The following is a 15,533-nucleotide window of genomic DNA, read 5'->3' on the forward strand; positions in this document are numbered from 1 at the left end:
CGTCCGATGACCATTCTTGAGGAAAGACGATGAAAGCCTGGATGCTCGACGAACCCGGCAAACCCCTGGTCTTGCGCGATGAGCCGACGCCGCTACCGCGGCGCGGCGCCGTGCTGCTGCGAATGGAGGCGGTGCCGCTGCTCAGCTATACCCGGTCGTACGTCGAAGGCAAGCTGCCATACGCATTTCCGCCCGGGCCGTTTTCGCCGGGGACGAACGGCATCGGCATTATCGAGACCGTCGGCGAAGGCGTGTTTGGTTTTCGGCCCGGCCAGCGCGTCGTCGTGCACCCGCACTGGGTCGCCAATGAAGCCGTGGCCGAGCCCGAGCAGATTCTGATTGGCCTCACCGGCATCAGCGCGGGCAGCGCACCGATGCTCGCAGATTTTCCGCACGGAACGCTGCGCGAGTTCGCGGAATTTCCGGCTTCATCCGTGCTGGCACTCGACGGCCTGGATGCCATACCGTCAGCGCGCCTGGCGGCGCTCGGCAAATTTTCGGTGCCGTTCGGCGGCTTGCGCCGCGGCAGACTTGCGGCCGGCGAGACAGTGATCGTGAACGGCGCGACGGGATACTTCGGTTCGGCGGCCGTGATCGCGGGGCTGGCGCTCGGGGCCAGCCGCATCGTCGCGCTCGGCCGTCGCGCCGAGCCGCTCGCGAAGCTCGCCGAGTTGGGCCGCGGCCGCGTCGTGCCGATCGTGCTGACGCGCGATGGTGCACGCGATGTCGCTGCAATCCGTGAGGCGGCTGGCGGCGGTGCCGACCTCGCTTTCGACATGGTCGGCCACGCACAGGAACCGGATGCGACGCTCGCGGCGCTACGCAGCTTGCGCCGCAACGGGCGGCTCGTGCTGATGGGCAGCATGGATGTCGATCTGCCCATCGCCTACAGCGAGATGCTGCGCAACAACTGGGAGCTGATCGGTCACTTCATGTACGGCCGCGCCGATTACCTCGCGCTCGTGTCGCTCGTGTCGTCGGGACTGTTGTCGCTCGATGTTGTCGAGCTTGCCACCTATCCGTTCGCACGGCTCGAAGCGGCGATTGATCGCGCGGGTGCCGCGCAGGGGCTCCAGTGCACGGTTGTCAGTGCGGAAGAAGAAAGAGCTTGGGGTTGAGAGCGCTGCACGACCGCTCGCGCCGAGGGCGGCTCACGCGGCGAGAGTCAGGGTAGTCAAGGACGACTGAAAGGGACGGCGTAACAATCAATAGGCCGGATGGTCTAGCGGCCGTGCGCCTCCCGAAGACACATGTTGCCTTTGCGTTTGGCGATCGCGGCGCTCGCGGTCGCATAGTCCTCCGAGAACGCCCGCTGCGCGAAGCAGGGCGCCGATGTCGCGAGCAGTGCATCGACCATCGCGAACTGTTTGTCGAACACCCATGGCCGGCGTGCGAGCGTGCGGTCGTTGAGCCAGTAGGGGCTCCAGTCTCGGGTCGTCTCTATGATCTCGCGCGCGAACTCCGGCCCGTACTCGAGCCCGCCCTCGATAACGACATCGATATACGACTCGACGAGCGGAAACCTCGCGTCCGGCACCGGAAGCCCTTCGCCCGGCGCTTTGCCTTCGGCCTTCGGCACGTAGACCCAGACAGTTCCCTGCGCCGGCAGCGGCTGCCATGATACGGCCTCGATGAGCGCGCGCGGCACCTCGACGCGCACGTATCCCTTCTCGCGCTCGTCGAACGCGGACATGTCGTTGCCGACTACGGGATAGATCACTCCATTGATCGTCATCGGCGCCTCGCCCTCGAACGGACGCCGCAGGCCGAGCGCCGTGAATCCTGAGCGAGCGCGGTCGCTCCAGCTGCGCACATAGCCGAACGCCGCCGAGACCCGCACCGGAATCGCCGCAACCGGCTTGCCGGCGGTGGCGTCGCGCGATGGCGTGTTGATGAGCGAGCCGTAGCCGAAAATAAACTGCGTCGGCTGATCGGGAAGACGCGTTCCCCAGAAGTCGGTGGTCTGCGCGTGCGCCATCGAGCCAACGAGCGCCAGCGCCACAACGAATCCTCGAATCTTTGCCATCTTTGACATCGTCGGATCTCCGTCCAATGCGTTACCGCGAATGATCGCTTCAGCCGGGCCGCCCGGCAACTGCGCGCGCCAAGCCTCAGCGCCGTCTGACTGTCGCCAGGCCATCGCCAGGTTGGAAGCACAATCAGATGCTTTGGCATCGAAGTCGATGACGCGCCAGATTTCCGGGCAAACTGAAACCCGGCGCCAGCGTCGCCGCACGAAGCGATGTTAAGTCCGGGTTCGTGCGGCCGTTTTCGGGCGCAAATCTCTTCTGGAAAAACCGGGCGGTTATTGACGCTCCCCCATCCCGCGCGAGTTCGGCTCATGTCGGGTCTTACGGTCTCGCTCAAGAATCCAAGGCATCTGCCGTTAGATAATCCTGGTCCGTTTAGGACAAAGCGATGCATGCTGCATCGCATGACGATGGTGGAACACGCCCTTCGGAACACAATATGAAAAACATCGTTAGCCGGGCCGTCTTCACATTCGCCGCGTTAGGCCTGAGTGCGTGCGCGCACCAGCCCATGCCGCCCGCTTCAGCCGCAAGCTCCGCTTCGCCCGCGGCGAACGCCGCGCAGGCATGGGCCCGCTTGCCGCCCGACGTGCTGGCTGCCTGCCGTGGCGTTTTCATTTCAACGAGCGCTGGCAGATTTAACGAAGCGGCTGATCTTTCAAGACAATGTCTTGCCTCGCGGAGCCTGACTGTCGAGATGCGCGCAACCATGCAGTTGCAACTCGCGGTCGTCGAAACAATTCTTAAGCACCCCGGCGCGGCATTGGAGGCGCAAGAGGCGGGCGTCGCTTTGACGCCGGCACCGACCGACTTGCAGCTTCTCATGCTTGCGCATCTGTACGACGCCAATCGTCGTTATAAGGAAGCGCTCGACACGCTCGATCGGGTCCGGGCGGCGCACGAGTCGAAACACGATCTGGACACCACACTCGGCGCGCCATACTACCAGGCGCTCGGCCAGGCGCTCGGCGGAACGGGACGACATCAGGAAGCGATTGACGCGCTCTCGAAGGGGCTCACGATCCAGTGCGCATCCGCGGACGCTTACCGGCTGCGCGCGGCGGAGCGGGAGGCCATCGGCGACACGGCGGGTGCGCGGGCGGATTATGTGGAGTTCGCGCGTTGGGCGACCGACCAGGCCATCGATGAGCCGACGCGCGCCAAACTGGCCGCGCTGAAGATTGATCCCGTGAGCGAGCGCCGGCATCCGTTTGGCGCCGCTAACCCGTTGCGCGAGCTGTCTGAGCAGGCGCTCAGTAAGGCACAGCTGTCGCTCAAGTCGGCGACGACACAACAGGAGAGAGCCAAGGCATACAGCGACATTTCCGCTTATCTGGACAATTCCAATCGACATCAGGAGGCGCTGAAGGCCATTGACCAGGCGATCTCTCTGGCGCCGGACGACATCGCGTTCCGGCAGTCGAAGATCACCACGCTGGTCGAGCTGAACAGGTTAGACGACGCCATCGCTCAATCCGCTCCTCTGGCCGCGAAGATGCGCGCAGAACTTGAAGGCGCGACTGATAAAACGGCTATCTACGTCAAGTACAACGAATTGACGGTGTCACTCGCGTGGGCGTACATCCTGAAGCGAGACTGGGCCAGCGGCATCGCGTCACTCGCCGACAACGCACAAGGTGCGGCGCCGTTCGACCGGGACTATCTGGCCGCGATATACGTGTATGTTCGCGCGCGCAGCGGCGGTTCGGCACCGACAAATGCCTACTTCGACGATTACATCCGGCGCAATGCACAGCTGATACCTGGCAACTATCGTCGCTGGTTACTGCTGTACATGCAGGGGCGCGTGACCATCGACATGGTGTACGCGCAGGCCGTCATGATTCCCTCTCCGGAGATGCTTGAAAACGCGCTCGCGGAGACCTGGTTCATGGGGGCCGCCTACGAGCGTTATGTGAAGCATGACGACGCGGCCGCACGGGCATACGTCGGCCGCATCAACGACCTTCAACCGTATGGGACGAATGAGTGGGGGCTGGTGACGAGGGGCGCTGTGTGACGGTAACGGCTGCTGCACGATTTCTGTCCCTCGCGCTTATCGCTGGGGCGACCTGTCCTGCTGTCACTCAGGCTTTTCCGTCGGCGCCATTCGGCTCGGCGCATCGCGCAGTGTTTCCCAGCACCTCGGCTGTCGCATCGTTTGACGATCCGACTTCGCCCTGCGTGCTGCTCGCGACGGCGGGCAGCTGGTTCTCACTGACACCGCTCAGCACGCCTGTGCAGTTGCGCGCTACGTGCGCCGCCGAATCGACCAAAGGCAACCTTGCTGCCCGCGTGACGTATGGTCAGATGGTCCTGTTCGGTTTTGCTGCACCGCCCGACGATACCGGGCTGGCGATCCTCACACAGCTGGCAGCGGAGGGCGATGCACGCGCGCAACGCCTCGTCGGCACGCTGTACCGCGACGGTTACCGGGTGCCGCGGGATCCGCGAGTTGCGCGCGTGTGGCTTGGCCGCGCAGTCGAGGGCGGCGACGGAAGGTCCGCTGATACGCTTGGCTTGATGCACTACAACGGCGAGGGCGGCCCGGTCGATTTCGCCTGCGCCTATCGTCTCTTTGTCCGTGCCGCCAGATACGGCGACCCGCACGGCGCGACCAATGCCGGGCGGATGCTGCTGGTAGGGCGACCGGGCGTGCCCGGCGACGAGGCGGGCAGTGTCGGGTGGTTCATCCACGGAGCGTTGCATGGCGACGCCGACGCGCAGTTTCTGCTCGGGATGGCGATGCTGCGGGGCCGCGTTGTCAGTGCGGATGCGCACGGCGCCGCAGGCTGGCTCGCCGCAGCGGCGGCACAGAAGCAGCCGGACGCAAAGGCCGTCCTCGCGGAACTCTATCTTTCGGGCAAGGGTGTTTCGGCGGACGCTCGACGCGGCTTTTCGCTCATGGCGCAGGCGGCTCGCAACGGTTTGGCCTACGCGCAACGTCGCACTGGCGACCTGTACGCGCAAGGCACGGGTGTCGCACGCAACGAGGCGCTGGCGCGCGAATGGCATCGCAAAGCCGCGCTCAACGGTGACGCGACTGCCCAGTTCGCACTGGCAGTGCAATACCGGATGGGGCAGGGTGGTCCCGTCGACGCCGACGCCGCCGTCGGCTGGATGCGTGGCGCGGCGCAGGCAGGCGTTGCGGCCGCACAGAACGATCTCGGTACGATGCTGCAGCAGGGTGAGGGCGGCCGCCGGGACCTGGAAGAGGCGCGGCTCTGGTACGGGCGGGCGTCGGAGCAGGGGCTCGGCATCGCCTCGTACAACCTCGCATCGCTCGCCTACGCCGGACTCGGCGGGCCGCGCGATCTCGCACTGGCTTACCGGCTCGCGCGGCTCGGCGCACAGCGCGGCAACACGCAAGCGCAGGTGATGTTGGGCGCGATGCTGTTTGCGGGGGAAGGCGTGGCGTCGGACAAAACGGAAGCGCTCGCCTGGTATCGCAAGGCGGCGGATGGCGGCAACAGGGATGCCGAACGCATCGTCGCGGTGCTGTACATCAATGGCAACGGCGTGCCTCGCGATGAGGTGCTGGGCGAATCGTATCTGCAACGTGCGGCGATGCATGGTGACGCACAGGCCCAAACGGCATTGGCCATGTTGCTGCTCAAGCGGTCGTCACCGGACGAACGTTCCGCCGCAAAGGAGTGGTTGATCAAGGCGGTCGCGCAGCAGTTCGGTCCGGCCTACGCGGCGATGGGCACCCTGTACGCGAAGGGTGAGGGCGCCGTGCCTGATCAGGCGACCGCGCTGCAATGGTTCACGCGCGGAGCGGAGTCGAATGACGGCGTCTCCCAGCGTGTGCTGTGCCTTGCCTACGCGAACGGCTCGGGTGTCGCTCGCGATGCGGCAAAGGCGCAGCGCTGGTGCACAGCGGCTGCCGGGGCAGGCGATACGCTTGCCATGCAGCAACTGGCGTCCGGATTCGCGACTGAGCCCGTTCTGTCGTCGGCAACGCGCGCGTACTGGCAATGGCGTCTCGCGTCGACGGGCGATGCGGCATACGAGTCGATGCTCGCAGACTCCTACGATCTGGGGCGCGGCGTGGCTGTTGATTTCGGTGCGGCGCTGTACTGGGTTCGGCGGGCTGCCGCCCACGGGAATGTGGATGCGCAGTCCGCTCTGGCATCGCATCTGTTCAATGGGCTCGGCGGCGAGTTCGACGATCGCGAGGCGTTAGAGTGGGCGAGCCGAGCGGCGACGACCAGTTCCAGTGCGATGGATCTGACGGGCGAAGCTTACCTCTATGGGCGTGGAGTCGCGAGAAATCCGCTGATCGCCCGGAGCTGGCTGGAGAAGGCTGCCGCCGCCGGTTCGGCGGATGGGGCGAATGAACTTGCCAATGTCTATCAGACCGGAAATGGCGTCGCACGCGACGACGCGCTCGCAGCCCAGTGGTATCGGAAGGCAGCCGCGCTCGGGTCGCGCCAGGCAGCGATCGCACTTGCGCTGCTGGAGCAGGACGGAGGCGGTGGCGTCGCGCCGACTGCGCGAGCACAATACTGGCTCGCACTCGAGGGCGAGCCGTCGACGAACGCCGGGCAGCCCATTGCAACGACATCTGTCGCAGTCGCGATGCAAGAGGGTGATCGTGCCACTTGGGCCGCGTTGTCGACGCTGAACAAGGCGTTGACGGGAAGTCCGTTCGCGCAGGTCGAGACGGGTATCCTGTTCTGGCGGGGCGATGGCGTAACGCGGGACCGCGCGCTCGGTGATGCGTGGCTCCGGCGTGCGCAGGTTAGCTTTGCTGCACAGTTGGGGTGGCGGCGTTTCCTGGAGCCTGCCCGCATCGTCGAGGCGCGAGTTCGTGCCAGTCTCACGGAAGCGGAGCGGGTACGTGCGGATCTTTTGACGGAAAACCTCGCGACGACAATTCCTGGAATCAAAGTCGTGACGGAGAAGAAGTAAGGTCCGTCGGCGTATCCGCGACTCGGTTCGGAGGAGGCTCGCCGCGCGTCGGGATAAAGGAACAGTAGCTTCACGAATCCGACCTGCACATCGGCCTCATGTGATCCGGCGAGAATCATTGAGGCTGGGCTCGGCCAACTAAGGCCGCTCGTTGTCGCGTCAAAAGGGCATTCGAGCGGCTGCTCCGCACCAGTTACCGGTCACCCCGTGAGCGAATGTCGCGAGTCGCACGGCGAGGACTTACCAGCCAGGAAGTGCCACTGATAGTGATCGGCAACACGCCGAAACCCAGGAATCCAATTCACTATCCGCTGAACGGGACGTACGAATCGTCATGCCTTGCGGGTCACGTCCTATGCCGAGTCGCATGGGAAGCAGATTCTTTGCAGGGCAGCCGATGAACAAGTCGAGCGCGCCATTGGGTAGAGAGTCAGCCCTGTTTGCGAACCTCCAGCGCCCGAAGGCGCGTAGGACACGGTGCTCGAGGCATGCGGCCCACGCCCCCCGGCCATTTCGACCTAGACTTGAATTGATTTGCGCGCACACCCTGCCCGCGTCCGAACGAAGGAGGGCAATGCCATGGCCGAGAGCTGGAAGGTTGCCGGTACGTATTTCGAAAGCTGCAACTGCTACGCCCCGTGCAGTTGCGTTTGTCTCAGTCCGCCGTCGGATGGAGACTGCGCGGTGCTGATCGGTTGGCACGTCGATCAAGGCGAGTTCGCCGACGTGGCTCTGGACGGACTCAACATCGCTCTCTTTGCGTATTCGCCCGGTCACATGCTGCAAAACAAGTGGAAGGTGGCCCTTTACCTCGACGAACGCGGGACACCGAAGCAGCAAGAGGCTTTAGGTAAGATCTTTTCCGGTCAAGCCGGCGGGCCGCTTTCCGCGCTGGGTCCGATGATTGGCGAAGTGATGGGCGTCAAGCCAGCTGCGATCGACTACCACCTCGACGGGAAGCGTCGCAGCCTTCGCATACCCAATGTGGCGGACGTCGAAATTGAGGCGTTGTCTGGTCAGGATGGAGGCGACGTCACCATCAGCAATCACCCGCTTACCCCTGTCCCGGGATTTGCGGCGGTGATCGGGAAATCGACGCGCTTTCGCTTCACCGACCACGGCTTTTCGAGAGAAATCTCAGATCGAAACGGCTTCTATTCTCCGTTCGCCTACCATGGCTGAGCCAGGTTTTCGGGGCGGCTTCGTGACGCGACGGCTGCCCGTGTGGGACCGCGTGATCGTACTGTCGGGACTCACGGCAGCCGCAACGCTCGCGTGGGCCTACGTGCTGTACATGAGCTGGGGCATGGAGCACATGGACGCGGGCGCAGCCATGGCTATCATGCCGCGCATGACGGATTGGGGCGCCATCGATCTGCTGCTGGTGCTGGCGATGTGGGCCACCATGATGGCCGCCATGATGCTCCCGTCGATCGTACCGATGGTTCTGGGTTTCGCGTTCTTGAGCCGCCAGCGGCGTACGCAACGACTGCCATATGTCCACACGAGCGTATTTGTTCTCGGCTACCTGGCTATGTGGTCCGGCTTCAGCCTGTTGGCGACGCTCGCGCAGTGGGGCCTGCTCGAGGCCCGTCTCGTTACACCGATGATGGTGAGCGCAACCCCGCTGCTTGGGGGCGCTCTCCTGGTCATTGCGGGAGTCTTCCAACTGACACCTTTAAAGCACGCGTGCCTAAGCAAGTGTGCTTCCCCACTCGGTTTTCTTCTGACCGAATGGCGCGACGGCACCCTGGGTGCCGGGATCATGGGATTCCGCCATGGGGCCTATTGCGTTGGCTGTTGCGGGCTACTCATGGCGTTGCTCTTCGTGTTTGGTGTCATGAACGTGCTTTGGGTTGCCGCTCTGTCGATCTATGTAATGCTCGAAAAAATGCTGCCGCAAGCACGATGGCTTCCTTTTGCGGAGGCGGTGCTGCTGGTTGGCTGGGGTGTCGCAGTTGCAACAACGGGGTGAGGTCGCGACGCGAACAGCCGAGTGACGCCCCCATCCGAAGATGTCCAATATGCTTGATAACCCGCCGTTGAAGCGACAGCGTTTCGAATTGTCGCGCAGGGTTCGCAAGTACGCATTCGCTCGCAGTGAGAGCTGACGTTCGCCGCCGCCGAAGTGCGAATGTCGGCCGACGCACTGCGTACGCAGAACCGGCAGTTGCGGGAGCGGATCGACTACCTGCTGGTCGACAACGACCAGTACCGGCGCGCGCTGGCCAATCGTGGCGCGCAATAAACCGGTTACCACCGGCACGACGGCGCGACGCGGGAAAGGCGGGGGACACGGATTGACGGTTGCGCGGACGAACTCAGCGGTTCACATTAGGGGGCAGGTCAGACAGGCTGCAGTGTTTGCGGGCACGACCGGGCGTCAGCCGTTCGAATGTCGAAGCGACGCGTTGCGTACCCATTTATCTTTCGAGAGGCTCGACGCTGCTCAGTGCAGCGCTGTCATGCAGGACGAACTCTGGCTGCTCGACACGGTTCGCGGGTATTCGATCCGGGCCTTGACGCTTGTTGCCCTGCAGCGGCCGCCCTGGCTGCCTCTGCATCTTCCATCCGGAGCTGTCGTCATGGATCTGCTTTCCCACTACAAGGAAAATCCTCTTCCGTTCGCTAATCTTCTCGGTGTGAAGGTGGTCAGCGCCGCGGCCGACTATGTCGTAGGTGAGATGACTGTGCGAGAGGACCTCTGTACGACGCCGGCAGTCGCGCATGGAGGCGCAATTATGGCCTTTGCCGATACCTTGGGCGCTTTGGCGACCATCGCCAATCTGCCAGAAGGACATACGACGACAACCATCGAGAGCAAAACGAATTTCGTGGGTGCAGCGCCTGCGGGATCACGCATCGTTGGCGAGACGACGCCCGTCCATCGGGGCCGACGCACGATGGTCTGGCAAACCCGTATCACTACGGCCGAAGGCAAGCTCGTAGCCGTGGTGACACAGACCCAGCTCGTTCTTTGAATGTCAGCGCGAAACAACCGGCGCCGCTAGCGGCATGCGGCGGTACACGCTGGTGGTGGCAGGTGAGGTGCGCGCGGAGCTCGTTGCCCACGTGCGTTGCATCGCGCGACAACGTTCGGTCCGGCGCGCGAAGGTCTCGCTGCCGCCCGCGCGAGACGTGCGGCAGCAAGGGCTGTTCGGGTGAATAGTGGAGCAGCCGCAGACATGCTGCGAAGCGTGAGCAGGGTGGGTACTTCCGTCTCTCGGCAGGAGGGCCAGCTACGAATCGCTGCGGCCCGAAGCGGGCTATGATCGTCATCACCATGTCTGTTGGGGGGGAGTCCTGGCGACATATAAAGAGCTAAATGCACAGATGGCCGAGCTTGCAGGGCAGGCGGCCGACGCCCCCGGGCTGCTGAGTTCCAGGAGGTACTCGCGGACATCAGGGCCGAGGTTGCCGATTACGGATTTACAGAGCGGGACATCTTTGGACGCGGGCGAAGCCTGCCCGCAGTGTCTTGCCGGCCAAATATCGTGACCGGATTTTTTACAAATCCCGGCGGCCCAACGAAAGGGTCGCCGGTGGACATCGTGTTGTCACTCGTCCCATCGGGGCACAAACAGGGGCGATACGAAACGTTTATTCTTCGGCAAGCGCGCAGTTGATCCACGATTCGCGGCCGTAGCAGTCTGCCTTTGCGATCTCCGATCACCTGGCCCATTCGGACCCGCTCGTCGAGCGTTTCGACCGCTGGGTGCGCGAACACCTCGACACGGCCATCGGGCTCGACGACGCCGCCGAAGAATTGGCGACCAGCAAGCGAACGTTGACGCGACGTCTAAACGAGGTGCTCGGTAAAACGCCCGTCGAGTACATTCAGGATCTGCGGGTCGAGCGCGCCGTCCATCTGCTGAAGACGAGCAAGGTTAGCGTCGATCGGATCGCCGAACAGGTCGGTTACGCGGACGGCGTCACTTTGCGCACGCTGCTGCGGCGACGGATAGGTAAGGGGGGCCGTGAGTTGCGGGCGTCGTGAGTCTTATCGACTATTGGAGTACGCCGGTGGCAAACGCTCATGCACTTTGGCGCAAGAGGGAAGAGATGGTTGGTGAACCGTTCTGACGGTATTCAGTTTGCCTGCGCGCGGACAGGAAGTCCCTGGCCCGAGAAGCGCCGGTCGCGTCTTGCCAAACTGCGCGACCGGCTGTGCTTACGTCCTTCGTCTCCAACTCGGATAGACACGTCGTCGATGGTCAGCGATATCGTGCTTTGGAGTTGCACGGGGAGCCACGCGCTGCCGGTTATTGCCCCTGTTCAGCCGACACGTGTGCCTTGGAGGCGCTCACCGGAGCTATGGTACCGAACAGTCCATTGATCTCCTTGTTAGGACCTGCGGAGAAGTACACCGTGTCCGAGCTCGAGTTGCGGCCGCCACCGAGTGTCAAGGTCCACAAGCCGTCGATAGCCAGTGGATTGCCGTTTGCATCCTCCAGTTGATCGACGAACGTGCCGTTATCGTTAAAGACATTGATCCGGCCATTGCCGAAGTTGCCAATCAGTATTTTTCCGCTGAAGCGGCCGAACGCAAAGGATGCGCGAGTGACTCCCCACGGTGAGTTGAGCGGCCCTCGGCTGGCGAAACGGCGCAGCAGGTGGCCGTCTGTATCGAATACATCGACGAATCCCAGACCTTCGCCTGCAACGTCGTCGTGCTTCTCCTTGTTCTGCTTTGCATAGGTGACGAAAAGGTCGCCATCGATGTTCGCGATGCCAAACGGCGCGAATCCGGCTGGGATCTTTCGGTCGATGAAGCCGCCGTCCGTCGTCGCGGGCATGAACAAGCCTTTCGTGCCGCCGCTCGGCCCGAATACATCGATCTGCCCCGAGCGAAAGTTCGTCGCAAACAGGAATACTCCTTTCGCATTCACACCGACGACGAGACCCTTGTAGACGGCCCCGTTGGCGGCGGAGGGGGTGGCCGAGTTATCGACCGCGAGCACGGCGTTGTTCGGCGGATTCAGCCCGCCGGCCCAAGCGGAAATCGTGCCGTCCTCGGTCGCGAAGATGAATACGGCCGGGATCGTGGTACCTGGCACGAGAAACGCCGGTGAGGGATTCCACACCATCCCGGTCGGCGCCGCGGGCGTGGTCTTCGGTGGATTGTTGGGAAAGAAGGGATGACAGGCGCTGTCCGGGATGACATTGCCTGGCAGCGGGATGGAGACCTGCAGCGCCACCTTTGTCCCCGCGCCGTCATACAGCGTGGCGCAGCCGGTGGCGTTGTCGTTGATCCAGAACGGACTTGCTGCCGGACTAAACGCGATACCCCAGGCGTTCTGTAGTACCCCGTCGACCTTCGGAGCCGCGCCTGCCACGTTGGACACAAGTGGTGTGACGACGTAAGCATCGTCTTCATGGGCATGCCCGATTGTGAAACCGGCGGCGAGGACAATCACGGCTGCCGCTTTGAGACCCCAAGAGACCTGAGACATGACTACGCTCCTTACTCTGACTGGTGAGAGATTGCTCCGCGAGCGAGCGCCAGAGAGGCTAAACGAACGCTGTACACCAAATATTCCGCTGTACTCCAGAAATTCTCGCTATCACGGCCCTTGCGTCTCGACCATACCGACACTGCGTCGGCCAGTTTTAGTCCTTGTCCACTTCGGTCCTGCCCACGCATTGATGCCAGTTTCATCTGCGACATATTCAGACGTTTTCGACATAGCCGTGCCCTGCCGTTCGGCACGGAATGGCGATCAAAGACCCGCCGATACAATTGGTTCCACCCACGACTTGCCAGGCGTTCACCCACCTCGCCGAAAAGCTGGCGCTGAGACTCCAACGTCAGCTCTGTAGAACGTTCATGAACTGATGCTCCCGGCCACAAGGAACATTCAACAAGCGCCATCGAATGACCGCAGTTCGGCGCACAGCCGACGTCGGATATAAGTTGGGGCAAGGCGTGCGGATAGGGTTTATTCCGTCATGTGCCTGCGTTCGTCGATCAATTTCGCAACCCGGCTGAGTGCATCGTCAAAGTACGCGTCGAACACGGTGATGGAAATTCTTTTCTCCGCGAGGCCCACTCCGAGGAGGCGAATCCACTGGCGGGGCGAGGTGGTCTGCAAGGTGGCGCGTAGATTTGCGTCTAAAAAAAGCAGATAGTTACAGATGTAGCTATCTCGGCGTGGGACGAATTGCAATTTTCTCGATCCTGCCGCGCGCACGAATCGTTCGAGTTACTTGAAGGCTATCAGCGGACCGCAGCGCCGCGCCACTCATCACCACAGAAACTATGAACGCTGTGGGTGTAGGCGTGGAGAACGCCGCGCCAGGATTGTGACGGCGTGTACGCCTTAGGCCACATTCCAACTTCCTGTGCCGCGGCGGGGCCCTTAACGCCTGGCCGAAACGACTTTATTCGGGGACGAGATGGAAGATGAAAAAGACAGACAAACCCCACAGCGAATACCGAGGGCACTTGTGGGCAATGTTGCGAGCGCGGGTTAGCGAATGGTTCATTGGGGGAGTCCTCTTAGCAATCACCGGCTTCGCGCCGCAGGAATTCATAGCTCGACTAATCCGCTATATTGCGAGGCCAGAGAGGGTGGAACATTTGTCGCGCTTGGCGCTCGATGCTCGGCCGGTGTTTGTCTTTGTTGGAATCGCGATCATTGTGGCTGATGCGCTGTATCGGAACCGGCATCGACCGGTCAATGCTGTCCCAGGAAGGCCGCCGCTCCGTGAGGATGGAGCGGGACGTTTGGAACCTAACGGCAGGGCGCTGGTGGCAAGCGAACCGAGTGAACCGCAAGCATTACCGCTCCCAAATAAACCATGGCTATCGGAGGGGCGAGTGATGCTGGTCGTGCTTCCGTTCGAAGGTCTCGGTGGCGGCGACAAATATGATTACTTTAGTGAGGGTTTAACTGAGGATATGATCACCCAACTTGCCCGGCTCAGCTCGGAGCGCCTGGGTGTGATCGCCCGGACTTCCGCGATGCGCTACAAATCCACGACCAAGACCATTCATCAGATCGGCCAAGACCTCGGAGTTTCCCACGTGCTCGAGGGAAGCGTCCGGCGCGCCGGAGATCGGGTACGGATTGCGGCGCAGCTCATCCGGGTAAGCGACGAAACGCACCTTTGGGCCCAGACCTACGAGGGGAACCAGCATGACATCCTGGCACTGCAGATCGAGGTGGCCAAGGCAATTGCCCGCGAAATTGAGATCAAGCTCGCGCCGCACGAGCAAAGGCGCTTAGACCGTACTCCTGTCGTTGATGCGCAGGCGCACGAAGCATATCTCAAGGGACGTCACTTCTGGTCCAAGCGCACCGAAGAAGGAATGCGAAAGAGTATTGAGTATTTTCAGCTCGCTATTGGACACCAGCCGAACTTTGCGGCCGCCTATGATGGAGTGGCCGACGCTTACACGATGCTTGCATGTCGCGGCGTGAGCCCTGCACGCGAAACGTTTCATAAAGCAAAAATGGCAGCCAGGAAAGCGCTGCAGATTGAACCTGATTTGGGTGAGGCCTACGCGTCACTGGCCCACGTACGTTTGCACGATTGGGACTGGGTCGATCTGGAACAGGATTTCCTGCGCGCCATTGAACTGAGCCCAGGACACGCGATCGCCTATTATTGGTACGCGGAATATCTTATGTCGGTGGGCAGAGCCGAAGAAGCCATTACCAGGGTCAGGCAGTCCCAGCAGATGGATCCGTTGAATTCAGTGCTGAATTCATCTGTTGCCATGATCTTGTACCTTGCCCGGCGATACGACCAGGCACGGGAAGAACTCCGTAAAGCCCTCGAAATCGATCCAAACCACTTTGTGCTTCACCTCAGGCTGGGATTGGTTTACCAGCAACAGAAGTTGTTCCATGACGCAATCGAGGAGATGCAGAAGGCTGTAACTCTTTCCGGGAGGAGCACAGAGGCGCTGATGGGGCTGGCCCAGACCTATGCCGCCGCCGACATGAGAGCGGCCATGCAGCAGATCGTGGATGCGCTGGAGGGGGAATCCGAAAAGCACTACGTCCACCCCTACAACATGGCACGAGTGTTTGGTTCGCTCGGGGACAAAGAGCAGACCTTCGGCTGGCTGGAAAAAGCCTACGATGAGCACAGTCCTGATTTCATTGAGCTCAGGACAGAACCTACCTTCGACAGCGTTCGCTCCGATCCAAGATTCTCTGAACTGCTGTCCCGCGTCGGGTTCAGCCAGACCTGAAGGACGACGCTCCGTGCTGGGCGCAGCCAATATCGGTAATGCTGGCCCCGCGAACTCAAACGACGCTTGCGCTGCCAGCCAATGCCAAACAATACGGGGCTGACGTAATTTCCCTGTGTGCCGAGCGCTCGCTCAAATTCGCTCATCGAAAAGGACTAACACTCCATTGACGTCCGACGGCAGGAGTGGGCCAAAGCGGCCGCTTCGGAGCGAGGTGGGGACATTCGCAGAGACTAGCCGAATGGCCAAATCGGGTCGAGTGCTGTCCTCGCGCAGGTGAAAAGCTGTCATTCGAGGTAGCCGGCGATCCAACGACTGCTGAGCTATAGCTGCCGCCGGCGCGACCCTCGGCTAACGGCGGCTACAGTTGTGCGCATTCAACCGGT

Annotated in this window: 9 protein-coding genes and 1 pseudogene; 8 read left to right on the plus strand and 2 right to left on the minus strand. The window is 62.1% G+C overall.

The window, feature by feature from the left end; genetic code table 11:
• Nucleotides 1-29: 29 nt before the first annotated feature.
• A complete protein-coding gene (locus BN2476_RS24615) occupies nt 30-1,118 on the plus strand; it encodes a zinc-binding dehydrogenase (RefSeq protein WP_087736773.1) in 1,089 nt (362 codons plus the stop codon).
• Nucleotides 1,119-1,222: 104 nt separating this feature from the next.
• Here the strand turns inward: BN2476_RS24615 and BN2476_RS24620 are convergent, their stop codons facing one another.
• Entirely contained in the window at nt 1,223-2,035 is an 813-nt protein-coding gene (locus BN2476_RS24620) for a gamma-glutamylcyclotransferase family protein (RefSeq protein ID WP_087736788.1), read from the minus strand.
• Between the two features lie 704 nt (nt 2,036-2,739).
• Here BN2476_RS24620 and BN2476_RS24625 point away from each other — a divergent pair.
• The 6 genes and pseudogenes from BN2476_RS24625 to BN2476_RS24650 form a co-directional block, all read left to right on the plus strand.
• A complete protein-coding gene (locus tag BN2476_RS24625) occupies nt 2,740-4,050 on the plus strand; it encodes a tetratricopeptide repeat protein (protein ID WP_160111749.1) in 1,311 nt (436 codons plus the stop codon).
• A gap of 110 nt (nt 4,051-4,160) precedes the next feature.
• On the plus strand, nt 4,161-6,944 hold the full coding sequence (locus BN2476_RS24630) for a tetratricopeptide repeat protein (RefSeq protein WP_087736775.1): 2,784 nt from the start codon (nt 4,161-4,163) through the stop codon (nt 6,942-6,944).
• Nucleotides 6,945-7,523: 579 nt separating this feature from the next.
• Entirely contained in the window at nt 7,524-8,126 is a 603-nt protein-coding gene (locus tag BN2476_RS24635) for a DUF1326 domain-containing protein (protein ID WP_087736789.1), read from the plus strand.
• Nucleotides 8,119-8,919, plus strand: coding sequence for a DUF2182 domain-containing protein (locus BN2476_RS24640; protein ID WP_218274536.1), 801 nt, complete (start codon nt 8,119-8,121; stop codon nt 8,917-8,919). Before BN2476_RS24635 ends, BN2476_RS24640 begins: the two co-directional genes overlap by 8 nt.
• A 490-nt stretch (nt 8,920-9,409) precedes the next feature.
• Nucleotides 9,410-9,925, plus strand: a complete 516-nt coding sequence (locus tag BN2476_RS24645; protein ID WP_235850943.1) for a PaaI family thioesterase — start codon at nt 9,410-9,412, stop codon at nt 9,923-9,925.
• Nucleotides 9,926-10,590: 665 nt separating this feature from the next.
• Nucleotides 10,591-10,941, plus strand: a pseudogene (locus tag BN2476_RS24650) (helix-turn-helix domain-containing protein); the annotation flags it as partial.
• Between the two features lie 265 nt (nt 10,942-11,206).
• Here BN2476_RS24650 and BN2476_RS24655 read toward each other — a convergent pair.
• Entirely contained in the window at nt 11,207-12,397 is a 1,191-nt protein-coding gene (locus BN2476_RS24655) for a TIGR03118 family protein (protein WP_087736776.1), read from the minus strand.
• A gap of 950 nt (nt 12,398-13,347) precedes the next feature.
• Between BN2476_RS24655 and BN2476_RS48395 the strand changes: the two genes are divergently transcribed.
• The gene (locus tag BN2476_RS48395) at nt 13,348-15,147 is read left to right on the plus strand and encodes a TPR end-of-group domain-containing protein (protein WP_235850944.1); all 1,800 of its coding nucleotides are present in this window, start codon (nt 13,348-13,350) and stop codon (nt 15,145-15,147) included.
• The last annotated feature ends 386 nt before the right edge of the window (nt 15,148-15,533 follow it).

The organism is Paraburkholderia piptadeniae (genome assembly GCF_900007165.1).
Lineage (GTDB): Bacteria > Pseudomonadota > Gammaproteobacteria > Burkholderiales > Burkholderiaceae > Paraburkholderia > Paraburkholderia piptadeniae.

Excerpts from the sequence above, each read along its gene's own strand:
- BN2476_RS24640 (WP_218274536.1), top strand. The coding sequence starts at position 8,119 with ATGGCTGAGCCAGGTTTTCGGGGCGGCTTCGTGACGCGACGGCTGCCC.
- BN2476_RS24635 (WP_087736789.1), top strand. The coding sequence starts at position 7,524 with ATGGCCGAGAGCTGGAAGGTTGCCGGTACGTATTTCGAAAGCTGCAAC.
- BN2476_RS48395 (WP_235850944.1), top strand. The coding sequence starts at position 13,348 with ATGAAAAAGACAGACAAACCCCACAGCGAATACCGAGGGCACTTGTGG.
- BN2476_RS24625 (WP_160111749.1), top strand. The coding sequence starts at position 2,740 with ATGCAGTTGCAACTCGCGGTCGTCGAAACAATTCTTAAGCACCCCGGC.
- BN2476_RS24655 (WP_087736776.1), bottom strand. The coding sequence starts at position 12,397 with ATGTCTCAGGTCTCTTGGGGTCTCAAAGCGGCAGCCGTGATTGTCCTC.
- BN2476_RS24645 (WP_235850943.1), top strand. The coding sequence starts at position 9,410 with ATGCAGGACGAACTCTGGCTGCTCGACACGGTTCGCGGGTATTCGATC.
- BN2476_RS24615 (WP_087736773.1), top strand. The coding sequence starts at position 30 with ATGAAAGCCTGGATGCTCGACGAACCCGGCAAACCCCTGGTCTTGCGC.
- BN2476_RS24620 (WP_087736788.1), bottom strand. The coding sequence starts at position 2,035 with ATGTCAAAGATGGCAAAGATTCGAGGATTCGTTGTGGCGCTGGCGCTC.